We start from the raw sequence: 24,246 nt of genomic DNA, 5'->3' as shown, positions 1-24,246 counted from the left end.
ACGCTTTGCAAACCCTTTTCGTGAAAGAATGCAGAAGCTGATACGGTTTGAGAGAAAAAAAGATACCTGCAGCGGCGATTTCACTGCCCTGCAGATATCGTATTACCTATTTTGCATTTTTCTCTGCATCCTGTATGGCTTTTATAAATCCGTCTACGCTGATAGTACAGCCGCTTCTGACATCATTGTTTTCTGCCTTGCCATCCTGATTGAGCTTTATTTTATCGATGCCGTGCTTTTCGACATATTTTTCAAAAAAGGCAACCTGCTCATTCCATTCCTTTTTGATCGGACTGGCCTGCTTCATTCCATATTCTTCACCAAGCTCTTTTTTGGTCTTATCCTTCCCCTTTGCGGTTTCATCAATTTCAACCTCGGCGATTTTATCATTTTTCAACTTGACTCTGGCTGTCGTCTTTTCTCCGTTATCATTTGTAAAGGTTCCCGTACCTTCCTTTTCCACGCTCTTTCCGCCGCAGCCGCACAGCAGTACGGAAAGGCCCAGCATCATTACCTGCTTTTTCATGCATATCATCCTTTCGCTGCTGTTAGTATGCGATCATTTCACCCGTTTATACTACTGCCATGCAATTTCACCGTCATACAGCTGCTTCAGCTGTTCCCTGAGCCATGCATAGGTAAAATCAGAGCTGACGGTACGCTGACCATGCGCTGCCGCCAGCTCCTCCGTATAGGAGGAAAACGGCAGCAGCCGGAAGCCGTCATAGGAGGCATCGAAGTGATTGACAATCGGTATCATTTTTTTATTTTTCACTGTCGTTTCTCCTGTTTTCGTATTCAATTCTACGTCACATTGCACGATCGCGCCGATTTCATACATATTGGTGAATTGTTCACTGGCACGATCAACCCCCATAGCAGCCGACACAAAATTACCGAGAGAATACATTACAAAGGTTTCCTTTCCCTGTGCATTCGTTAAGGTTTCCACCCTTTGCAGACAATGCGGGTGGTTGCCAATGATGATATCCACCCCCTGCTCGTTGAGAAAGCCGGCTGCATCACGCTGTGCAGCATCAATCTCATAGGTGAATTCGGTTCCCCAGTGCATCGCCGCAATCACCACATCCGCCTGCTCTTTTGCTTTCTGCACATCCCTTGCCAGCTGCTTTTTACAGCGGTCATCAAACATATGCTCCTCATTGAGAAAATGATTGATTGCAAAGCTGTTCTCAGCATCGATCCACTGATTGGTATCGTAGGTATAGGCAAGAATCGCAAAGCGTATCCCGTTTCGTTCCACTACAAGAATATCATCCCGCTGTTCCTTCTTCTCATAGGCTCCTGTTGTCTGAATACCGGCAGCCTTTAGATTTTTACGGGTATTCACAATTCCCTGCATGCCGCGGTCATAGCTGTGATTATTGGCAAAGGTCAAAACATCAAAGCCGATTTCCGGAAGCTGCTTAGCGATTTCCTCAGGTGCATTGAAGGTATAATCACTCCCTGTAATTCCCAGCGTTTCGCCGCCCAGCACAACCTCCTGATTCCCGATGACAAGATCGGCTTTCAGATACGGTGTCACCTTGTCGAAATAGTTTTTAAAATCATATCCCTTCCCCATCCAGTTGTATAATGCATCCTCAATCAGGATATCTCCGGTAAAGCTCAGGGATACACTGCGAATCGGATGTTCCTTTTTCGGCTTTGGCTGCGGCGTCTGTTCCTGTTTCCTGCAGCCGCCAAGCAGCATAACTGCTGTACAGCACAGTATAAGTATTTTTTTCATTCAGATATTCCCTTTCCCTTTTATTTGTACATTATAGTATAAAAGAGAGGACCTGTTAAGAGTAAGGGCATAGAAACACCAGGAATCCAGCCGTTTAAAAACCTGTTTTATAATGGTAAGACATGCATGACCTACAGGTATTGTCCTATTTAGAAGTAATGCGCCGAGCAGGCAGCGTCAAAAGCATATGTGCTCACAAAGAAGCACAGCTAAGCGATACTCCTTTGTGAACATCTTTATTCACTATTTGCACAGACTCCCTTGCTTATGTGCAGATAGCAAACTGTGATGAATCAAATTACATACAGTATACACGATTCGCATGGGTGATAAAAAGACGAAGATAACCGGTATCTCCGTCTTTTTCCATACGATTTTTATTTTGCGTTGTCCTTTGCGTTCTTTGCCGCATCCATCAGACTTTTCACATTGATGGTGCAGCCAGCCAGAACATCATCGTTCACAGGATATCCTGCTTCGTTCATTTCGACCTTGTCCAGACCGTTTTTCTTAATGTAATTCTCCAGGAATTCCACCTGCTCATCCCATTCCTTTTTCGCTTTCTTGCTTGCGCCCTTCATTCCATATTTGTCGCCAAGCTCTTTTTTGGATTTTCCCTCTTTTGTTTCGTCAAGATTGATGGCAACGACATCATCACCCTGTACTGTGATTTCAGCAGTTGCGTAGTCTCCGTTCTTGTCTTTTGCGGATTCACCGTTTCCTTTTTTCTCAGGCTCGGAGTTACCGCCGCAGGCTGCTAGTAACACTGTCATTGCTAGTAGTACTGTGAGTTTTTTCATCGTAATATTCTCCTCCATGTGGCTGTATGATTACAGCATTTTCATTGTCCCTCATCGTATGATATGATGCTGGCAATTCTATGGTAACAGAAATGATAAAGTGTCGTCAACCGTTTTGCTCATGATTTCACAAGTTAATATTTTCCAGTAACCATCAAAAGTCAAGAATCGCATGAATTGCTTTGTTCCAGCCATGCAGACAGACTGCTCTTTGCTGTGCATCCATCTGTGGTGTAAAGCGCCGTGATACTTGGAACTGGGAACGGATTTCCTCCTTGGATTTCCAGAAGCCCATGGCAAGCCCGGATAGATAGGCTGCCCCCAGCGCAGTTGTTTCACTGATAGTGGAGCGTACAATGCATGTATCGGTAATATCACTTTGAAACTGCAGAAGATAATCATTACGGCTGGCACCGCCATCCACCTGCATCTGGGCAATATCCAGACCGCTGTCCTGCTTCATCGCCTGCAGCACATCATTGGTCTGATAGGCCAGAGATTCCAGCGTAGCGCGTATGATATGCTCCTGTGTCGTTCCTCTGGTCAGTCCAAACATACCGCCTTTCACCTGCGGCTTCCAATACGGAGCGCCCAGACCGGTAAAGCTCGGTACAACATAGACACCGTCACTGTCCGCAACCTGCAGGGCACGCTGCTCGCTTTCTGTGCTGCTGTGCAGAATTTTCAAGCCATCCCGGAGCCATTGTATGGCAGCTCCTGCAACAAACACACTGCCCTCCAGAACGTAATCCGTTTCCCCCTTGATTCGCCAGCCGACGCAGCTGACAAGTCCGTGTGCGGAGTGAATCGGACGCTCCTTTGTATTCATCAACAGAAAACAGCCGGTTCCATACGTGTTTTTCACATTTCCCGCATCAAAGCAGGTCTGACCGAATAACGCTGCCTGCTGGTCACCGATCAACGCCGCAATCGGAACCGGGTGATCAAACACACCCGAGGTCACTCCATATACCTCACTGGAATCCCGGATTTCCGGAAGCATGCAGCGGGGAATATTCCAAAGCCGCAGCAGCTCATCATCATATTGCAGCGTTTTCAGATTCATCAGCATCGTTCGGGACGCATTGGATACATCGCTGATATGCTTGGCTCCCTTTGTCAGCTTCCACAGCAGCCAGGTATCCATCGTACCAAACAACAGCTCTCCTTTTTCCGCGCGTTCCTGAGCACCCTCTACATGATCCAGTATCCAGCGGATTTTGCTTGCGGAGAAATACGGATCCAGAAGCAGACCGGTTTTCTCACGAATCATTTCCTCCAGTCCTTCCTTCTTCAGCTTTTGGCAATAGGTATCCGATTGCCGGGACTGCCAGACGATCGCAAAATAAATCGGCTGACCGCTTTCCTTATCCCAGACAACCGTCGTCTCCCTTTGATTGGTAATGCCGATGGCAGCTATCTGTGTATCCTTTACACCGGTTTTTGCCAGTACCTCAAACATAACACCAATCGTGCTTGCCCATATGTCGTTTGCATTTTGTTCCACCCAGCCGGGGTACGGATAATAATTTTCCAGCTCCTTTTGTGCTACTCCCACAATATTGCTGGCTTTATCAAACAGAATGGCACGGGTACTTGTCGTCCCCTGATCGATCGCCATAATATAGGATGTCATATAAGCCTCCTCCTTCGTTATTTTCCTACATTATACCATAGAATGATAGCGGTTTACACAGCTTTTCCAGACTCCATCATCTCTTTTTGCAATCACATTATCAATGCGTCTTTCTTCAGCCAAACCCCAACAAGTCAACAGCTTCATACGCAAAAAAAGTTGCCTGCTGCATTACTTGCCGTGTGTAAAAGAAGAGCATCTATATGCTCTCCTGTCGAATCGTTTCCATCAGATTATCCTGCTTCATCGCATGCAGTGCCATCCGCATGCTCGCAAACAGCAAAGCCGCCAGCAGAAGGATGATAAACAGCAGTCCCTGCCACGGAAATGCAAAGGCAAAGGCGAAATTACGCTGCAGAACAGCGTACACACCATAGATGACAAGCAGCGTAAGCGGTATGCCAAACAGCATGGTCCTGCCCAGATATTGCATTATCTCCATACGTATCATTGCTCGAAAGGCACGCGGTGTGATTCCTATGGATTTCAGCATGGCAAATTCCCGTCTGCGCAAGGCGATTCCTGTGGAAATCGTGTTATAAATATTGGCTGCGCTGACCAGCAGGATCAGTGCCACAAAGCCATACAGGAAGACATTCAGAAACAGCGATAGCTGATTCTGCCGATCCTTCAATGCCCGGATATTGCTTTTGAAAATCGTTCCTGCCGGATGCTGGGACTGCAGCTGTGTCAGCTCATTTTCCAGTGCATAGGGCTGAGAGGAGCGATACTGAAACTTCATGGAAAGCATGTCCTGTGTAAGCTGCAGCTGTTTTTTTAAAATCCGCATGGACTGCTCATTCGTTATCAGATAAATCGTATGAATATCATCAATATTGGCCGGCAGAAACCATGGATGCACTTCACTGACTGCCGCAATATGTATCGCTGTTTCATAGGAGCGCTTATCCATAGCGGCCTGCAGCGTCATTCCTTTTTCCGCATTCTCCAGCAGCCGGTAATCGGTAAAGGTATTCTCTTTTTTGCAGGTCAGCTTATTCAGCAGAATCGCCTGAGCATCACTGCCTGCAAAGTCTTCCATAGAAGCATTGACCTCCCCGGCATAGCGGGCAAAGCTCTGATCATTCAAAGCGATAATCTCAAAAGACAAGCGCTGCTGCGGTTCATCAAAATGCCGTCCCTGTTCATCCAAAAGCTGCTGCAGCTGATCGCTGTAGGCTGCGGTTGAATGATCCTGCAGCGTCACACTTTCCATATAGAGAAACTCTTCGGCAGAGGGAAGCCGGGACAGCTGTTCTCGTATCGCATCCCCTTCCGGCTGGCTGTATCCATTCATTCCTCCGGTTACATCAGCCGGTATTTCCCCCTGTGCCATTGAAAAGGCCTGTGAAATAAAAGTGGAAAAGCTGTAAGCCGTCATAAAGAGAACCATACTGATAATCAGTGAAAATAATGTGGCATAATAGCGGTGTCTGCTTCGCTTCATGTTCTTTGCACCAAGCGCAGCGGAAAAGCCGAACCACTTGCGGATCCAGCGTGTCCTACGCACATCCTTTACGCGGATACTGACATCCTGATTCTGCCGCAGCGCATCGATCGGTGTGATACGCGAAGCACGGCGTGCTGGCAGCCAGGCACTGATCAGCAGGACGATAAAGGAAAACAGAACGGAAAACAGCACACTCTGCCAGGTAATGACAAGCCTCAGCTCCACCATGGTTTCAAACATCCCCTGAATCAGCGGCTGGATGCAAAGAAAGGTGATACCGATCCCTGCATAGCCGCATAGAATACCGATTGGAATTGCAAAGGCACCAATCACAAACGCTTCAAAGAAAACGGAGGAGCGCTTCTGTTTCTGCGTAGCACCAATGCTGGCAAGCATTCCCAGATAGCGGCTTCGCTGTGATAACGAAATGGCGAACGCATTGTAAATCAGAGAAATCGAACCGATCATAATAATGAGAGCCACCATCCCTGTCGCAAGCGTAATTGTCGTCATAAAACCGTTATCGTCATTGATACCGTAAAACATCAGCAGCGTATTGTTGGGATTAATCTGTACATCCTGCAGACCGTAATCCTCTGCAAGCTGCTGTGCATCCTCATAAATGGATGCAGCTCGCTCCTTCATCGTAAAGGAAATGACATACCGGTTGTCCAAAGTTCCCTCATTTCCCTGAAACGGCAGATAAAAGGCATAGTTCTGGCTTCCGAAATGCACCTTTCCATCATCCATAATACCGGTGATACGAAAGGTACGCTCCCCGGTTTGATGAAAGCTTTCACCTGTCGCATCATCCGAATTCCATTGGGAATATGACCGGCTTCCATCCTTTTGTACTGTATAGCCGATAGGCAGAGTTATACTGTCTCCGATTTTCCAGGCGGTACCGCTTGTTTCCATAAAGCTTTCCGACAACAGAATTTCATTCTTTTGGCGCGGGAGCGTTCCCTTCACCAGCTGCAAGGCATTCAGATGCAGGTGCTCCATATCATAGACCTGAAGCTGTATATATTGTCGCTGCGCATCCTTTACATCCTTCAAGAATGCATAGGTATCGTGATAGGAAATCAGACTTTCCTTTATGCGGGAGTCCTTTACCAGCTTTTCTGCCTGTTTGGCAGGAACATCATAAAATTCCATTTCAAAATCTCCGAAATTGGAACGGGCATTGCGCAGCATCAAATCCTGAAAGGACTGTGCGATGGTTGAAACGGCCGCAATCATGGCAACAGACAGGATAACACCAAAGATGGTGACCATCGTTCTGCGCTTAGCGGCCTTCATGCATTTCCATGTCACCTTCTGTATGATATTCATCGGCGAATCACCTCATCACGCACAATGTGACCGTCCTCTATTTTTAAAATCCGATCTGCCTGCAAAGCAATGCCTTCATCATGTGTGATGATGATCAGTGTCTGGTGAAGCTCATCATGCAGGCGCTTCAGCAGGTCGATGATTTCCCTGCTGTTGGCCCGATCCAGATTTCCGGTCGGCTCATCCGCCAGTACGATGGCCGGAGATGCCATCAGTGCACGACCGATGGAAACGCGCTGCTGCTGGCCGCCGCTGAGCTGGCTGGGCAGATGCTGTAATCGCTTCTTCAGCCCCAGTGCCTCTACCATGCTGTCCAGCTGCTGCGTATTGACGCTGCGATTATCCAGCAGCAGGGGAAGTGTGATGTTTTCTTCCACATTCAGTACCGGAATCAAGTTGTAAAACTGATAGATCAGACCAATCTGTCTTCTGCGAAAAATCGCCAGTGCGGTTTCATCGAGTGCATACATATCCTTATCACTCACATACACCTTGCCGCCGGTTGGCCGATCCACACCGCCAAGCAGATGCAGCAGCGTGGATTTACCGCTTCCGCTCGGCCCTACAATGGCGACAAATTCACCCTGTTCCACACAGAAGGACACATCATCCAGCGCACTCACCTGCGCCTCCCCCTCTCCGTACCGTTTCGTTAAATGCTCCACTCTTAAAATTTCCATAAGCTACCTCCTCCTCTACAGCATACCGCGCGTTCATGACTCCTTCGTGAAGGCGCACTTACAATATTGTCATATCCTTGTATATGCGAATGAGAAAGCAGGCACCCTGTTCGCTGGCAATCGCCTCCACATCGCCGTTCTGCTGCTGAAAAACCGCTTTACTCATGGCAAGACCGATTCCCGCGCTGTCTATTGAGGCATTCCTTCCCCTGTAAAAGCGTTCAAAAATATGCGGCAGCTCCTCTGCCGGGATCCCCTTTCCGCTATCCTGGATTCGAATACAGGTATGCAGCGGATTATCCTGTACAGAAATATGAATACTGCCCTGCTGCGGCGTATGCTCCACACAGTTTTTCAGTATATTTCCCAATGCTTCCACACTCCATTTCATATCCAGTGTAACACTCAGCCCCTCATCACAGACGAGTGTACAGGTCTGCTCCTTCAGCTCCATCATGATATGCAGGGGCTCCAGACTTTCCTGCAAAAGCTGATACACCGATATCTGCTGCGGATGAAACTGTAAAACCTGCGCATCAATGCGGGATAGCTTCAGCAGTGTGGAAACCAGCCACTCCATGCGTTTCAGCTGCTGGCGCAAAGCATCCGCAAACTGAATGTGCTGCTTTCTGGGCAGTGCCTCATCCTGAAGCAGCTCACTCATAATCATCATGGAGGTCAGCGGTGTTTTCAGCTGATGGGAAATATCGGAAAGAGAATCTGCCAGAAACAGCTTATCCTTCTGCAGACTCTCCTTTTGCAGCTGCAAAGTGCGTGTGATTTTGTAAAGATCACTATGCAGTATGCTGAGCTCTCCTTCCCTGTATTGGGGAATATCAAATGCTCCATCGCCCTGATATACCTGCTGTAAATACATCGACAGCTTTTTCAGCTGTGCATAGCGGTACCGGCTGAGCAGCAGATATATTGTCAGAAGCATCCCCTGTGTAATAAAAGTAATCAGCATGGCGGCGTTTGAAATCGGCTGCAAAAGACAGGCGGTAACCAGCATGAGCGCAAGGCTGGCCCAAATTGCGATACGCAGCTCTGTATTACGCAGCATGATGCAGCTCCAGACGGTAGCCCAGCCCCCGCACCGTCACAATGATCGACGGATTCTGCGGATCGCGCTCCAGCTTTTCACGAAGACGTTTAATATACACGGTAAGTGTATTATCATTGACAAAATCACCGGCAGCATCCCAGATTCCCTCCAGCAGCTGAGAGCGGCTGAGCACCTGCTGAGGATGATTGATAAACACCATGAGCAGACGATATTCTAGTGCAGTAAGCAGCACCTCCTCCTGTTCCCTGTATACCTTTCCCTGTTTAGGATAGATGCTCAGATATTGTATCTGAACAATATCCTCCTCCTGACGGTGATAGCGGCGCTGTACGCTTCGCATCCGGCTGAGCAGCTCATTGATTCGAAACGGCTTTGTAATGTAATCGTCACCGCCCATGTCCAGCCCCATCACTACATTTCCCTCATCATCCAGCGCAGTCAAAAACAGCACCGGCACATCCTGCCGGCTTTTTGCATACGTACAGATATCATAGCCACTTCCATCAGGAAGACCGACATCCAGCAGCAGCAAATCAAACGTCTGCTGATCCAGCTGCTGCAGCGCCGAACGTTTATGGTCGCACCACACCACCTCATAGCCTTCCTTTTTCAATGTATACACAAGACCCATCGCAATGGCCTGATCATCCTCAACAAACAGCAATTTCATAAGCATCCGCTACCTTTCCTTTTCTGTATTATAAAAAATAAATATCACCCTGTCTATGTCTGTGACAAAACTGTCACAATCTGACCTGCTGTACATATTTTCTATTCCATTTTTTACAGCCTTGCGGCATCGAAATAGCAGAATCCGGACAAGCCCAGGGAATGTAGTGCTGTTCCTCATGTTCCTCGTTCTAAAGCGCATGCTCAATCATCCTTTATGCTAATGTAACCGCTAAGTGAGGCTTTAAAAACAGCATAATTGAATGCACTTGATGCTATAAACTCTGCTTGCTGTTTCTAAAGCTGCTGTATTGGAAAATCGGATCGAATCAGCTCTCTGCAATTCTTCATATCATGCAATCCTCACAATACTATTAAAGGTTTTCTATACTATTTTCCTTCCATAAGTAACGAAAAAGGCAGGCAGACACCCGCTAAAAAATATATGTCCTCTTTGATTAAGCTGTATATACCGCAATGCTTTATGGAATGACAAAGACCATTCCAGTTCATGCATACAGAAGCAGTCCCACAGCAACCTTTACAGCCTTCTGAGCGGTACGGTTCGTCATACAAAAAACACGCTGTAAAGGCATTTTGAATCCTATACGAAAGTAGAAGCACACATCATTCTTCATGTAACCAGCAGCACTGCATCATGTTGTCAATAACATGGATATGGATTACCCGGATTTTGTTTATCACAAACGGATAGCAGCTGTCCTTGACTCATTCTTCCTTCAGAGTACAAAAAAACGAGAATTCCATTTTCATTGAAAAATACAACAGGCTTGAATTCTCTTATTATTTATCCCCCGAAATCGAATAAGCACCGTATCCTTTCGCTATCCGCTTTTTCTATGCACTCCGCTTGCCTTGTATACGGAAACAGATTCCTCAGCTGCGATACAGGTGCTTTCTGTTTCTGATTTCCAGCTTCCAGCGACAGCAGTCATTCAGATGCAGCAGCATATGACGGGTCGGCGGCATGAGAAGAATACCAGCAACGTCCTTTTTGCCCCAGAATTCCAAAAGCCATAAGGAATCCGGATGCTCACTTACACCCCCGCATAAACGAATCCGTGCGAGGTCCTGCTGTGAAACGTGACGCTTCATATCCGCAAACGTAAGCTCCTGTACAAGCTGTCTGCTTCTGCGTCCGACTGCATTTCGATATGACAGCAGCTCAGGAATACAAACCGTTTTACTGAAATCCATGATTTCATCATCCGTTAACGCATTACCTGTATCGTCCAGCATGATCTGCAATCGCTGCTTCCAATCGGGATTCCATACCTGCTCCTGCCTTGCCACCAGCATATTCATTGTCAGATCCTCAATGCGTGCGATATGCCAGATAACCCAGGCAATTGTTTCCGCTTCCCTTGTCGGCATGATTGCATACTCATATTCCTGTAAATCCTGTAAAAGAGCATCCACCTCATTGCAGGGCATTTCGGAAACCGCGGACGCATGCAATGCCGCATGAAGGGAAAGAAACAGCTCCTTCGCTGCCTCCAGCTCCTGCTCCTTTCGAATCCTATGCTGCAGCTTTTTATGCTGTTCACTTAAGCCTTCACCAAAATATTTCATCCTATGCTCCTTTCGATTCCCGGATTGCCGCTTCCTTTACAGCCTACAGCCATCATCAGAATCACAGATAATCAAGGCTCATAGCGCCTTCTCTCTATGACAGGGAATTCTGTGCCGATTTCCATAATAGCTTACTAGCACCCGTTACAATATATTGAAATATAGTGCGTCATAAATCTCTACCCCCATTATACCATGCCCATACCCTGAATAAAACCGTACATTCATCTATGTAGTCCTGCTTGCATATCCGGTACGAATCTTGTAACCTGCGCATTCTGTGACAAGACAAACGCAAGAAATCCTAGTATACTGTAAACATGAAGCACGAGGAGGTACTATATGGATATACAGCAGGACAGCACACACATCCCGCAGATTGAGGATTTTTACGCCGTCATCCATAACAAGCTGTTTGAAAAATTTCTGCAGGCAATGAAGGACATCTTTTCCTGTGAACCGCAAATGGAATTCAGCAGATGCACATGGGAATACGGATGGAATATGAAGTTCAAAAAAAGAGGCAGAAATCTTTGTACCCTGTATGCACGGGAGCAGTATTTCACCCTGCTGATCGTCATCGGCAAGAAAGAAGCGCCGTATTTGGAAGCACTGCTGCCGCACCTCGGTAATGCAATGCAGGAAATCATTCAGGAAACAGCAGAAGGGAATGGACAGCGCTGGCTGATGATTGATGTGGAGGATGAAGGCAGCGTATATCAGGATATCTGGAAGCTGCTTGCCTTACGTGCAGGCTGCTATGATGTTGCAGAGTCTGAATGAAAAAGAGCGCCATACAAAAAGGCATGGATTCCTAGAAAAGATTCCATGCTTTTTTGTATCCTGTTCTATGAGTTAGGTTCGCTGAATTTTGCGTACAGGAAACTGGATTTCTGTGAGCCAGTCGTCCTCACTGTCCTTGTTCCAGATACCGTCAATATAGGCTTCTCTTTGATGTCCGATCATCTCGTAGCCGTTGTCCTCAATAAAGGAAACGATGGCACGATATGCCAGCGGCAGTGTACGATACGCCCCCTTATGCATGACGCATGCAGCAAGTTCAACAGCCGGCAGCTCACGAAATTTCAAATCACCGCGATCCTCTTTCATTTCAGTAACCGCCTCGCAGATTTCCGCATCCACATCCTGCTCCCGGTACTCATCATCGTAATACATGGTAAAGCAGTATTCCGGCTCCTTACATTCACAACCTACCTTCTCCATTTCCAGCCCCATATCCGGCATTTTATAAAACAGATCCGCATAGCTGTCGAGATGTACCCGCATAGACGCAATGGTAACCGCTGGCAGTGATTTCAGAATGACACGATATTCATCATCCAGATGTCCACCACTCAGATAGCCCTCCACACGCGCCAGCTTTTCGCCTGTTTCCGCCATGATTTTCAGCAGCTGCTGTTTTCTTTTCTTCAACAGCTGTTCCTGCGAAGCGCCATTACACACCTGCCGTATTTCCTCCAGAGAGAATCCCATATCCCGAAGAGCCAGTATCTTATGCAGCGGCAGCAGCTGATTCGAGGTATAGTAGCGATACCCGCTGTCCTCATCCACATAAGCAGGCTTCAGTAAATCGATTTCATCATAATGGCGTAGTGTTTTCACTGTTATATGGTTCATTTGTGAAAATACCCCGATCCGATACAGCTTTTCAGGTTCATCCTGATGACAGAAAAAATCTTTGTTCATAGTGGTTTCCACCTTTCTTAATCCCATTTAAATGATACAACAGAAATGATACAGCCGACAACTGCGAAAGCAATCAAAAGGGCGACAGATATCCATATCTCATGACTCCACATGTTTAAAGAAACCGCCTTTAACAGCTTGATACCATGTGTCAGCGGCAGGACATTGCATACCTTTTGCACAGTGTCCGGAAACAGCTCGAAGGGGATGGTTGCCCCCGATAAAAACAGCATGGGAAAATAGACGAAGGTTGTAACGACATTCGCAATTTTCACCGTCTTGCACAAGCTTGCCAGAATCATGCCGATGCTGTACATGGACAACATGACAAGCAGAAATGCACCGATGAAAAGGAACGGATCCCCTTCCATGCGGTATCCGAATCCAAACACAGCCAGAATGGTAACCAACGCTGCTGAGAAGAATGACGTCAGCATGCCAATCACCACCTGAACGGACAGAATCATAAACGGGCGAATCGGTGTCGCAAAGAAGTGCTTCAGGATTTTCTTGTCACGGTAATCTGCGATCGTCAGCGGCAGTCCCATAAAGGCAGTCGCACATATTCCGACCGTTAACAGCGACGCAAATGCACTCTGTAAAAAGGAATAATCAGCACCTCCTGCGGATTGTGAACCGGCTACAACTGCAATCAGAAGCAGGACGCCTATCGGCATACCGATACCGAAAATGATGCCGTCCGGACTGCGCAGACTCAGCTTCCCTTCCACCTTTAAAAATGTCAGAAATCGTTTCATATGCTCACTTCCTCCTCACTGTACCATAGATATGCCTCTTCCAGATTTTCATAGGGACTGTTTTCGATAAGTTCTTCAACGCTTCCCTCACACAGCTTTCTGCCCTGTTTCAAAATAAGTAGGCGATCACATAAATTCTCAGCCTCCTCCATATAATGCGTTGTCAGGAAAATTGTCATTCCCTTTTGCTTCAGTGATTTCAGAATATGCCATACCTCGCGACGGGCTGCCACATCCAGTCCGGTCGTCAGCTCATCCAGAAAAATCACCTGTGGATTTGGAATCAGTGCCACGACTACGGATAGCTTTTGCCGCTCACCTCCCGACAGCTGTTCCACCTTTTGATTGGTGAACGCTTCCAGCTGAAACTGCTTTAAAAGCGCATGATAGTCCGCAGGCTCATGGTAAAGTGCCGCGGTTTCCTCACATACCTCACAAACGCGAATATTGTTTGCGTGTGCCGCATGCTGCAGCTGGACACCGACATGCTCAAACAACGTTTTTCTGTGTTTGGCTGCATTCTGTCCTAAGATACGTGCACTGCCGCTGTCCGGCTTTGTAAGACCCAGTAAACAGTCAATCGTCGTACTCTTGCCGGCACCGTTATGTCCCAGTAGTCCGAACACCTCTCCTTTGTCAACGGAGAAGCTCAGTCTGTCTACGACTGTTCTTCCGTTATATGTCTTCGTTATATCCGAAACTTCAATACTTTTCATTGCAATTCCTCCTTTCACCTTCAGCTTACATGCTCCTGTAGGGGGAGAGTCAACAAAATTTTATCAGGAATTTTTTTCCTATGAAAAGACAGAAAAACACATATAGCTGCTAAGAACTCCTACCCTCGAATCCTCTTTTCGCTTTATGTGCTTCGTTATATAATAGGTGTATGTCTTTTTAGCGAGCTTCTGCCTCCTGCTGCAACTGGTGCTGTTCCTCAAGTAGCTGCTCTGCAATCTGCATCGCATGAATCATTGGCAATATTTACTTTGTGCCTTTCTGCATTTTCTGATGATGGAGCGAACCGGCTCTATGGCTGAAGCCAATTCCTGAAGGGAAACTATATTTGCGTTTTCTATCGCAGCATTCATTTGCAGTGCTGTCAGCTTTTCTTCGATCAGCTGCTTTGCCACACGCATGGAAAACAGCCGATTTTTCAGTAAGGTATGCTGCGAGGTCCCTGCTGCGAATTTCCCTTCCATATGCTCACATTTTCTGATAATCGCCACGATTTCCTTATGCGCAGATTCCAGCTGCTCCTTTGTAATGTTCCTCATTCTTTTCTCCTTATTGCTTTTAGCTATGGATTTTATCCGGTTCCTGCTCTATTACTTGCAGTGTGCTGGTTATGAGGCACGCTTTTGAACTATGATATTTGATGCAGTCCATGAGATTGCAAACAGCAGCAAAGACGAACCTAATAGAATCTGAAGAAACATATCTGCATAATCCATCAGCTGAATACCAAACAGCATCAGCAGCTTGCTGGCAAGATATACAGCTCCAAAGGATACAAAACCGCTCATCATCATGGATACCTCCATTTTCTCGCCCTTGTTGTAATAGGTGGCAGGAATAAAGACAGCTGCAAAGCTCAATGCCAGTGCAATGCCCATTGAGAATCCCTGCCACATAGCAAACCGGGTTCCCAGAGCAGTGATTCCCATCGTAAATTGAATCCCGTAACCGTATACAACGGTTATCAGAAAGCCGATGCTAGTAAACGTCAGATATGCGACATAACGAGCTGCCACAACATTCCGGAAGGAAACGGGAAGAACACGGTAATAGTCATACCATTTGTTCTGTGCATCCATCTGAATGCAGCCCATAACGCTCAATCCGAAAAAGGTTGGCAAAATCACGATCAGAATCGCTCCAAAGCCTTTCCAGGTGGAAAATCCGCCAATGATGAGGACAGACAGCAGTAACGGCTTCCAGCTGGAAGCTAAATAATATAAATCCTTTCGTATCAGACCAATCATATTCGTTCTCCTTTCACATACAGCAGCATGATATCATCCAGTGTAGCGCGCTCAACGATACAGCTTGGATAATTATGTGCAGCCGCCTTTCGATCTGCGACAAGTACCACGGTTTCATAAGGCTGTTTGCGGTAGCGAATAATAGCATCCGGGTCCAGCTGTTTAAAATCTTCTTCCCGGCATTTCATGATACCATATTGATAAATCAATTCATCCTTGCAAGCAGATAAAACAAGCTCTCCATCATGTAGAAATGTAATGTAATCGGCCACCTTTTCCAAATCGGTAGAGATATGGGAGGATAGGAGGATAGAATGATGCTCATCCTGTACAAACTCCAAGAATACATCCAGGATTTCATCCCGCATGACGGGATCCAAACCGCTTGTTGCCTCATCAAGTATGAGAAGTCGCGGCTTGTGAGATAATGCAATAGCGATCGCTGTTTTCATTTTCATACCACGACTGAATTCTTTCATACGCTTTTTATCCGGTAATGCAAACTGTTGCTTGTATTTTTGAAAGGTTTCATGATCCCAGCTTTTATAAACATCCTGTAAAATTTTTTCCGTCTGCTCAATACTGAAGCTGTCATAGAAATCACTGACATCGAAAACGATACCGATTTCTTCACGCAGTGCCAGATTGTCTTTATTCATTTGCTGTCCGAGAACTGTAATCTCGCCGCTGTCCCGCTTTACCAAATCCATAATGCAATTGATAATAGTTGATTTGCCTGCACCGTTTTCACCGATGATTCCCATAATGGTCCCTTCCGGCAGTGTAAAGCTGATATTCTTCAGCTGAAAATTCTCATATGCTTTTGATACATTTTTTAGCATGAGTGCATCCATAATGATACTCCTTCCCTATCCTTCATCGTAAAACATCGTAAGCAGCTCTGTTAATGTCTCAAGCGATATCCCATTTGACCGCCCGATTTCTGCAGCTTCCTGCAGCTTTGCTTCCGCCAGACGCAGTTGTTCCTCACGAATGAATTCCTTGTTCTGTGAGGATACGAAGGTTCCGCGGCCCGCAGCACTTTCGATAAAGCCATCCCGCTGCAGGTCCTCATACGCTTTTTGTGTCGTAATAACGCTGATATGCAGATCCTTTGCCAATGCACGCATGGATGGAAGCGGATCGCCGCTTTTTAATTCTCCGCTCATAATGGCATGCTTAATCTGTGAGGTTATCTGTTCATAAATTGGTTTTGTGGTATGATTACTGATCAGTATTTGCACAAGGCCACCTCCATTGTACTTTAATGTACTTGTTGTACATATACATTATAATACACTTAACAGGATTGTCAATACAAGAGTTAGAATTTACAAGCTCCTTATAAGACTGAATAAAGGATATAACAGCTTACCTGATGAACATGGATACTATTTTTCCATATTCATCTTGAGGAAAGGGGCTATGTTTACCCGCTATGCACATCGGCTTACCTCACAATGATTTATTAGTAAAATAAAAATGAGATTGCTCTCATTTCTTTATCTTATTATAGACAGTACAAATTACGCATTTTTTATTATCAGACGCAGTCAAAGAAGACTGCATAATCCTAACGTTTATCATGGTAAAATACATAACCATCGATCAGAACAATCTTCTTCCATCTGTTATATCAATCCCGCATTGCTTCGCTCTTCCTGTCTGTTTAAATGGATTCACTCGTTCTATAATACCGTCATGTCTGAAAAGGGAGCCTGTATTTTTAAACCAGAAGGTTTTACCGGCTTCCTCGCACTGCCTGTGAAGGTCAAGCACCCACTCATAATCACATAAGCGTGCCTCTCTTCCGGTTTCTCCACCCGTAGTTACATGATCAACACCATCGAGATATGGTGTTAAGTCAATCGCTTCCAGCAACGGAGCACAGGCAATAAACCGACGCTTCATGGGATAGGATAGAAATAAGGGCAGTCTGTAATCGGCAACTTCCTGATTTTCGACGGTACATCCTATATTCACGTGCTCATATCCGCTTCCCCAGTCATCAGGCAAGGCGACAGGAAAACGATCAATTCGCTTTGTCAGAATTAAAAATTCTATATCCGTCCGCTGCTTGATCATCGCCCAGATTTCCTCACGCCAGGCATCGGCTTCCGGCAGAAAGAAATCCGTGGCAAAGCAGGTCGCAAGAATCTTGTTTCCTTTGATATTGTATTCACCCTTTGCGTTCTTTCGGATCGGCCAGTCAAATTTATCCGTCTTCTGTATGGTGTTGTGACCATACCGTTTTGCATGAGGACCGTAAAAATAGCAATTTGTGCAGCCCTCACTGATTTTATAGCACCCTGTCCATGGTTCCCAGTTCATACAGCTTCCTCGCTTTCAAATATTGTTTTATTTCCTGAATTTTTCATACATACAGCCAGCTTCCATAAAGACTGACGTATTCCTGCATATATGTTTCGGTTTACAGCTTTGATTAGATTATCTTATTTATGTATAGCTGACACATTACACACTGGCATCGTTTAGTTCAAATAGATTACCTTCCGGATCTCTGAAGTAAGTACACCGCATGCCCCATGCTTCTATATATTGCGGCTCTCCAAGAAATTCCACACCAGCTTCCTGTAAACGACAGTAATCCTGATCCAGATCATCCGTAGGTATGACTGCGGTTACCGTGTCAGGCTGCTTCTCTGTATCCGGCTGCACATATCCCTGAAACATCGTCATGGCATCACCTAAAAAGATAGCGAAGCAGGGCTCCTCCTGCGATTCTGCCGCAAAGGAAGTATAGGGACCATTTCGGTCTCCCCAAACTACATGCAGTCCCAGCTTCTGTGTGTAAAAATCAAAGCATTCTCCATAATTCTTCCGTACCAGTACACGAATCGTCGTTTCCCTGAATTTCATATCCTAATTTCCTTCCTTTTTCAATTATATATCCTTTATTATATCGCAAGATTTGTGATGTAATTGTATAAACTGGACAAATTGTGTCTGTTTCCATCATAGGATTCACGGACGCTTTTGATAGATATTGCTTCTGTAATATGATATCACTAATTTATTTGGGAAGATTGTGAAATTTAAGATATAGGCGCATCCCTGTATATTTAGAAGCATATTGAAAAATACCTTATCCTGTTTATGGATTCGTTCCTTTTTCGAAAGCGGCAAGACTTTTATACGTATCAACTATTTCTTTTTGCTTGATTTATTATCGGATATAAACACCTGTATGAAAAAGGAATATTTTACGCATTCATACAAATATAAATGGCTTCAATAATAAAGTCATGATTCACTAAAATTCTTTATGACATTTGGATCACTTGTTATAAATTCATCAACTTCATTATTCATTGAATTCAAAGTTTCAATCCAATCTCGTTGAAATGTATCGATTTGGAAACCATTTTTATCAAAATCATTCTTCACTAATTCTTTAATATAAATTACTAGCATTATATCTATTTCTACTTTCTATTGATGTTAAATCAACTACTTTTATATGAGTGATTAACCAATGCATCTCATCTGACTCTAATTTTAAATTCAAAATCTCAGCAGCCTCAGTATATATAAACTCATTGCTATGATCAGAAGATTCAAGTATTGAAACAAATCCCCATATATTTTTCTTTTCAGGCTTTATAGTAGATTCAAATGGGTTTATACTCAGAATGCTCTAAAAATCTCATTATACTGTTATATAATTGAACGACAGCTTAAGCCATCCTCTTGATTTCTTTTTCAAATGCTATTTTACTGAACTGTCGGACCTCAATTTATGGAACTTGCGATTTTGATTCAAAAAACAAGTATTCATTTTTTATTCGACACATGACATCACTTGAATTAAGGAAAAAGATTATAGTATCATTTGAGAATCTTAGAAAAAAGAAAACCTCAGAATTCCCTTTATCAATAGGGTTTTCTGAGGTTTTTAGTATTATTCCCACTCAATCGTTCCGCACGGTTTCGGTGTCAAATCATAGCACACACGATTCACATTCGCAACTTCCTTCAAAATACGATCCGTAATCCTATGCAGCACCGGCCAGTCAATATCCTCTATCGAAGCCGTCATTGCATCAATCGTATTCACCGCACGCAGAATCACAGGATATTCAAAGCTTCTCGCATTATTCTTCACACCGACAGACTTGAAATCCGGAACAATGGTGAAATACTGCCAAACCTTCTGATCCAGACCCGCCGTCGCAAACTCTTCGCGTAAAATCGCATCCGACTCTCGCACCGCCTCTAGACGATCCTTTGTAATTGCTCCAAGACAGCGCACACCCAGACCGGGACCTGGGAACGGCTGACGGAACACCATATCATGAGGCAATCCCAGCTCCAGTCCACACGCACGCACTTCATCCTTAAACAGCTGACGCAATGGCTCTACCAGCTCAAACGCCAGATCTTCCGGCAATCCACCGACATTGTGATGAGATTTGACAACCTTTGCCGTCTTGGTGCCGCTCTCCACGATATCCGGATAAATGGTCCCCTGTGCCAGGAAATCGATACCCTTCAGCTTACGAGCCTCTTCCTCAAACACACGGATAAACTCCGCACCGATAATCTTACGCTTCTGCTCCGGCTCAGCCACATCCTTCAGCTTTCCAAGAAACCGTTCGCTTGCATCCACATAAATCAGATTCGCATCCATCTGATTCTTAAACACTTCAATTACACTTTCCGATTCCCCTTTGCGCATCAGCCCATGATTGACATGCACACAATACAGCTGCTTACCGATTGCCTTTAACAGCAATGCTGCCACTACAGAGCTGTCCACACCGCCGGACAATGCCAGCAACACCTTGCGATCCTTCACCTGTTCGCGAATCAGTTCCACCTGATCCGCCACAAAATTCTTCATATTCCAGTTTGCCTCTGCCTTGCAGACAGTGAAAACAAACGTTTTTAACACTTCCTCTGACGGCCATTCCTCCAGCTTCTGTTCACATAATGCCGGTGCATGGTCAATCGCAATCACCGGATATCCCGCTTCGTAAATTTCCGGCAAGACATCGATATCCTTACCGTCGACATTGCGGTGTTCTCCACCGTTTAAGATAACACCCTTTACATTCGGCAGCTTCTGCAGCTCCGCTTTTGTGATATCATGCGGATAAATCTCGCTGTATACACCCAATGCACGAATTTCTCTGGCAAGTGTTGTATTCTCACTGCTACCAAGATCCAGAATAACAATCATATCTTGTTTCATACGCTAATCTCCTCTACTCTTTTTATCCAAATCAAGTGTAACATATTTCATTGTTCAGTAACATAAAAAAATGGAAAATATTAACCAAAAACGCACAAAATTACACGCGGAAAGAAAACACCGCAATTTTTACAAACCACGGTGTCTGTTTCAGCACACTGCTTCCTGCGAAGCGGATGGCTGCTGTACAAAGGTACTGGATAGTACCTTATCCTTCTTGCGAATGCGTATAAACAGCAGAACCGCCACACCGGCAGCGATACTTTCAGCGATCAGGAAGGAATACCATATACCATCCAGACCGAACCAGGCTGCAAACAGCCAGGATAACGGCAGAGTGATACAAAGCTGACGAAGTAGGAAAACAATCAGGGACTGCAATCCAAGCCCCATTGCCTGAAATAATGTCGGCAGAATAAACCCAAGGGCTGCCGGAAGGAAGCTGATACTGATGATACGCAGGGCAGGAACACCGATACGCAGCATATCCTCACTGGCATGAAACAGCATCAGCAGCTGTGTTGGAAACAGCAGGAAAATCGCACAGCCGCAAACCATGATGGCAAGCGTCACCATGACGGCATACTTCAATGTCTGCAAAAGACGTTCATGACTGCCTGCTCCGTAATTGTAGCCCATGATCGGCATCGCTCCCTGCGTCAGACCGCTCGCCGGCATAAATACAAAGGTCTGCAGCTTATAATAAATCCCATATACGGAAACAGCCGTATTGGAAAACTGAATCAGAATGGAATTTAAACCAATCACAAGAACACTGCCCAGTGCATTCATGCAGGCATTGGGAATCCCCACAGAAAGAATGCGGCGAATGGTATCCCAGGAGAAATGAAACTGCTTCAAATCCAGCTTCACATCGAATTTTCTTGTCAGGAATATAAACAGTGATAGCGACATAGCGAAAATCTGTCCGATAACCGTTGCGATTGCCGCTCCCTTTACCCCCATTGCAGGAAAGCCCAACAGACCGAAAATCATGATGGGGTCCAGGATGATGTTTGTGATTGCTCCTGCCGCCTGTATCGCCATGGGGAAGATCATTTTTCCCATTGACTGAAATACCTTTTCAATCAAAATATGAAAGAAACAGCCAAAGCACAGAAATACACAGACATACGTATACATACAGGCGTCATCCAGTATTGCCGCAGAATCTGTAAACATTTCAAAAAACGGACGAATCGTAAAGCTGCCGATTGCGACAAACAGCAGATATCCGATCAGCGACAGCAGCAGACCATGGGCCACAGCGCTGTTTGCTTCCTTCTGATTTTGCTCTCCAAGCTTTCTTGCTATATAGGAATTCACCCCTACACCGATTCCCACGGAACAGGCTACTATCAGCGTCTGTATCGGAAAAGCCAGGGAAACAGCCGTAAGTGCATCTTCTCCAATCTGTGCCACAAACATACTGTCTACAATGTTGTACAGCGACTGTATCAGCATAGACAGCATCGGAGGAAAAGCCATTGACATCAGCAATGGTAAAACAGGCTTATAACCCATTTTGTTTTGTTCAATTGTTTGCATGACAAACCTCCTCTTCTCACAAAAAACCTCCATTCATCTATTTTGGAAACATGAAAATAGAAAAAATGGAGGTTATTCAAACCTATTTGGTTGTTGACATCATTCTAATATAAAAATCAGGATTTGGCAATACCCTATGCATCAATTTCATGAATATATGCCACATCATGAAACATATCCAGCAGCTTGGCAGCCTGATACGTATCCGGCAGAACAACGATCAAATCCACCTGATAGCAGCTATGCTCCTGTGTCAGACTCACATTCAGTATCTCAATCTGCATACGCTTCAAGCGCTCCTGCAAATCCTGCAAGGCCTCCTTATTCTGGTCAATCACAAAGGACAGCTCCTCCTTATATGACTCCCGCAGCCAGCGATGATTCCAGTGAAGGATGATCTGCACAAAAACAATCAGCACTGCTGTAAGAATCCCAAGTGCATACAGGCCGCTGCCAATCGCCATTCCGATCGCACTGGTTGCCCATATGCCTGCCGCCGTCGTCAGTCCGCTGATCGTGTTTTTCCGCATGAAAATCATACCGGCTCCAAGAAAGCCGACTCCGGTCACAATCTGTGCCGCGATACGGGAGGGATCCAGTGCGACACCTTTATCTCCCAGAATATCAGTAAACCCGTACTTGGATACGATCATAATCAAGGCAGCGCCACTCGCCACTATCAGGTGCGTGCGAATGCCAGCCTCCTTATTGCGGCTTTTCCGTTCATAGCCGATGATACCTCCGCAGATTCCCGCAAGCAGGATCCGAACAAGAAATTCCATCTGTGTTTCCAGCTGCATGATGTTCATCATACTATCATCTTCTTTCTTCTGTATCCTTCTTTATATTATACAACACCTTGTGTGAATCGTATATGCTGACACAAGAAAAACGGCAAACGAAAAGCTTTATCAACGGCTATCTCTCGATGCCTCTCAGGTATATAAAAAACCATATCCCGAACCGATGATAGTCCACTCCTTCTGAGCGGATGAGCGCCGCAATACCCATGGATATGCAGTATACTCCGCATTGGGCTCCAGCGTATGATCCCCCGCATGGAATACATTGGACACCGTAATAAAATCCGTATAAATAACCATTACCTCATCGGATTTCTGTTTCTTAAAGCCGTCCGCAAACTGCCTGTATGCTGATTCATCATAGCTGATCCTTGTCATTTTACACTCCTGCATTTCCTGAGAAAATGTGTGCTCCCCACCAGTGTCATAGCGTGTTCAACATCCTTCCTTTCCTAGATATCAGAATGTATCACTTCCCGTTTGAGTTCGACATTTCTCCATGAATTGGAAAAGAAATACGGTACAAAGAAAGCGAGGATTCCGCAAACAAAGATGACTGCAATGGCAATTTTCTTTTTCATAGCATAGCCCCTTCAGGCTGTAACCTTTTACAACACCAGTATATCATTCGCACTGTACAAAAAATCTTAAGAAATCTTATGCGCACCTTACAATTTTATTACGGTACGGCTCTTTATTCCTGTAATTCCTTCATGTCCGCAGCTTCCAGTAGGGAATGGAGCAGCCGCACAGCCTCCTCCATATCCTCCATTTTGATTGCCGCAAAAGAAAGAACAAGCTCTCCCTGCGCATTTCTCTGCAGCATCATGCTGTGCTTTCTGGCTTCCTGTATAAGCGATTCCAGCGGCAGCAAATACGGAAAGCGCAGTATAAACTGCAAAGCAGCCTCCTCCAGCAATATATCCGCCTGTGGAAACCACTGTTCCAGCAGTGTCCGCATATGACTGCTCTTCTGTTCATAGTGTCTGCGCAGACGCCGTACATGTCGCTCCAGATGCCCGTCCGCAATATATCTTGCCAAAGCCAGCTGTTCGATTTTGCTGGAGGTTGGTGAATAGCTGTTTGCGCGCTGATCATAGCGGTGTTGCAAAGCCTGCGGAATCACCATATAGCTGATTCGCAGAGACGGCAACAGAATTTTTGAAAAGGAGCCGATGTATACGACATGTCCCCCGGTATCAAAGCCCTGCATGGCAGGCGTCATACGCGTATGATAGCGCAGCTCCCCGTTAT

General features: G+C 45.5%; 24 protein-coding genes. 1 reads left to right on the top strand and 23 read right to left on the bottom strand.

Features of this window, described 5'->3' with window-relative positions; all coding sequences use genetic code 11:
* Positions 1 to 106 precede the first annotated feature (106 nt).
* The 9 genes from ACESPQ_RS13645 to ACESPQ_RS13605 form a co-directional block, all read right to left on the bottom strand.
* Complete coding sequence (locus tag ACESPQ_RS13645) at positions 107 to 526, bottom strand: FMN-binding protein (RefSeq protein ID WP_002608755.1); 420 nt, start codon at positions 524 to 526, stop codon at positions 107 to 109.
* Between the two features lie 51 nt (positions 527 to 577).
* Complete coding sequence (locus ACESPQ_RS13640; RefSeq protein ID WP_257271324.1) at positions 578 to 1,750, bottom strand: CapA family protein; 1,173 nt, start codon at positions 1,748 to 1,750, stop codon at positions 578 to 580.
* Between the two features lie 377 nt (positions 1,751 to 2,127).
* Positions 2,128 to 2,550 carry a hypothetical protein gene (locus ACESPQ_RS13635; protein ID WP_002608753.1) on the bottom strand — a complete coding sequence of 141 codons (423 nt, stop codon included), beginning with the start codon at positions 2,548 to 2,550 and terminating at the stop codon, positions 2,128 to 2,130.
* A 154-nt stretch (positions 2,551 to 2,704) separates the two neighbouring features.
* A complete protein-coding gene (glpK, locus tag ACESPQ_RS13630; RefSeq protein WP_118002397.1) occupies positions 2,705 to 4,186 on the bottom strand; it encodes a glycerol kinase GlpK in 1,482 nt (493 codons plus the stop codon).
* Between the two features lie 199 nt (positions 4,187 to 4,385).
* A complete protein-coding gene (locus ACESPQ_RS13625) occupies positions 4,386 to 6,971 on the bottom strand; it encodes an ABC transporter permease (protein WP_257271323.1) in 2,586 nt (861 codons plus the stop codon).
* On the bottom strand, positions 6,968 to 7,651 hold the full coding sequence (locus ACESPQ_RS13620; RefSeq protein WP_109770283.1) for an ABC transporter ATP-binding protein: 684 nt from the start codon (positions 7,649 to 7,651) through the stop codon (positions 6,968 to 6,970). The genes ACESPQ_RS13625 and ACESPQ_RS13620 overlap by 4 nt, the downstream gene beginning before the upstream one ends.
* A gap of 58 nt (positions 7,652 to 7,709) precedes the next feature.
* On the bottom strand, positions 7,710 to 8,714 hold the full coding sequence (locus ACESPQ_RS13615) for a sensor histidine kinase (RefSeq protein WP_109770284.1): 1,005 nt from the start codon (positions 8,712 to 8,714) through the stop codon (positions 7,710 to 7,712).
* A complete protein-coding gene (locus tag ACESPQ_RS13610; RefSeq protein WP_002608748.1) occupies positions 8,704 to 9,393 on the bottom strand; it encodes a response regulator transcription factor in 690 nt (229 codons plus the stop codon). Before ACESPQ_RS13610 ends, ACESPQ_RS13615 begins: the two co-directional genes overlap by 11 nt.
* 890 nt (positions 9,394 to 10,283) lie before the next feature.
* Entirely contained in the window at positions 10,284 to 10,979 is a 696-nt protein-coding gene (locus ACESPQ_RS13605; RefSeq protein ID WP_257333387.1) for a DinB family protein, read from the bottom strand.
* Positions 10,980 to 11,321: 342 nt separating this feature from the next.
* On the opposite strand from ACESPQ_RS13605, the gene ACESPQ_RS13600 reads away from it, so the two are divergent.
* Positions 11,322 to 11,762 (top strand): DUF3788 domain-containing protein, encoded by a 441-nt coding sequence (locus tag ACESPQ_RS13600; protein ID WP_257333386.1) that lies wholly within the window; start codon positions 11,322 to 11,324, stop codon positions 11,760 to 11,762.
* A 72-nt stretch (positions 11,763 to 11,834) separates the two neighbouring features.
* Here the strand turns inward: ACESPQ_RS13600 and ACESPQ_RS13595 are convergent, their stop codons facing one another.
* The 14 genes from ACESPQ_RS13595 to ACESPQ_RS13530 form a co-directional block, all read right to left on the bottom strand.
* Entirely contained in the window at positions 11,835 to 12,686 is an 852-nt protein-coding gene (locus tag ACESPQ_RS13595) for a MerR family transcriptional regulator (protein ID WP_373144492.1), read from the bottom strand.
* A gap of 17 nt (positions 12,687 to 12,703) precedes the next feature.
* Entirely contained in the window at positions 12,704 to 13,444 is a 741-nt protein-coding gene (locus ACESPQ_RS13590) for an ABC transporter permease (protein WP_373144491.1), read from the bottom strand.
* Positions 13,441 to 14,160 (bottom strand): ABC transporter ATP-binding protein, encoded by a 720-nt coding sequence (locus ACESPQ_RS13585; protein ID WP_008819329.1) that lies wholly within the window; start codon positions 14,158 to 14,160, stop codon positions 13,441 to 13,443. Before ACESPQ_RS13585 ends, ACESPQ_RS13590 begins: the two co-directional genes overlap by 4 nt.
* A gap of 252 nt (positions 14,161 to 14,412) precedes the next feature.
* Complete coding sequence (locus ACESPQ_RS13580; RefSeq protein WP_373144490.1) at positions 14,413 to 14,718, bottom strand: hypothetical protein; 306 nt, start codon at positions 14,716 to 14,718, stop codon at positions 14,413 to 14,415.
* 69 nt (positions 14,719 to 14,787) lie between these two features.
* Positions 14,788 to 15,426, bottom strand: a complete 639-nt coding sequence (locus tag ACESPQ_RS13575; RefSeq protein ID WP_257333376.1) for an ABC-2 transporter permease — start codon at positions 15,424 to 15,426, stop codon at positions 14,788 to 14,790.
* Positions 15,423 to 16,280: an ABC transporter ATP-binding protein gene (locus ACESPQ_RS13570; RefSeq protein ID WP_257335338.1), complete on the bottom strand. Its 858-nt coding sequence runs from the start codon at positions 16,278 to 16,280 to the stop codon at positions 15,423 to 15,425. The genes ACESPQ_RS13575 and ACESPQ_RS13570 overlap by 4 nt, the downstream gene beginning before the upstream one ends.
* A gap of 15 nt (positions 16,281 to 16,295) precedes the next feature.
* Positions 16,296 to 16,670: a GntR family transcriptional regulator gene (locus ACESPQ_RS13565; RefSeq protein ID WP_109770293.1), complete on the bottom strand. Its 375-nt coding sequence runs from the start codon at positions 16,668 to 16,670 to the stop codon at positions 16,296 to 16,298.
* A gap of 364 nt (positions 16,671 to 17,034) precedes the next feature.
* Entirely contained in the window at positions 17,035 to 17,757 is a 723-nt protein-coding gene (locus tag ACESPQ_RS13560) for a DUF5131 family protein (protein ID WP_118002406.1), read from the bottom strand.
* A 144-nt stretch (positions 17,758 to 17,901) separates the two neighbouring features.
* A complete protein-coding gene (locus ACESPQ_RS13555) occupies positions 17,902 to 18,306 on the bottom strand; it encodes a VOC family protein (protein ID WP_118002407.1) in 405 nt (134 codons plus the stop codon).
* Positions 18,307 to 19,348: 1,042 nt separating this feature from the next.
* Entirely contained in the window at positions 19,349 to 20,641 is a 1,293-nt protein-coding gene (gene guaA, locus ACESPQ_RS13550; RefSeq protein WP_109770305.1) for a glutamine-hydrolyzing GMP synthase, read from the bottom strand.
* A 150-nt stretch (positions 20,642 to 20,791) separates the two neighbouring features.
* Positions 20,792 to 22,189, bottom strand: coding sequence for an MATE family efflux transporter (locus ACESPQ_RS13545; RefSeq protein WP_242408764.1), 1,398 nt, complete (start codon positions 22,187 to 22,189; stop codon positions 20,792 to 20,794).
* A gap of 134 nt (positions 22,190 to 22,323) precedes the next feature.
* The gene (locus tag ACESPQ_RS13540) at positions 22,324 to 23,001 is read right to left on the bottom strand and encodes an MgtC/SapB family protein (RefSeq protein ID WP_373144489.1); all 678 of its coding nucleotides are present in this window, start codon (positions 22,999 to 23,001) and stop codon (positions 22,324 to 22,326) included.
* Positions 23,002 to 23,124: 123 nt separating this feature from the next.
* A complete protein-coding gene (locus ACESPQ_RS13535; protein ID WP_373144488.1) occupies positions 23,125 to 23,370 on the bottom strand; it encodes a hypothetical protein in 246 nt (81 codons plus the stop codon).
* 74 nt (positions 23,371 to 23,444) lie between these two features.
* Entirely contained in the window at positions 23,445 to 23,573 is a 129-nt protein-coding gene (locus ACESPQ_RS13530; protein WP_373144487.1) for a hypothetical protein, read from the bottom strand.
* Positions 23,574 to 24,246: the final 673 nt, after the last annotated feature.

The sequence above is a fragment of the Clostridium sp. HGF2 genome, from assembly GCF_964240115.1.
Lineage (GTDB): Bacteria > Bacillota_I > Bacilli_A > Erysipelotrichales > Erysipelotrichaceae > Clostridium_AQ > Clostridium_AQ innocuum.
Note: the sequence above shows the minus strand (reverse complement) of the source record. Positions and strands in the feature narration are given on the sequence as shown.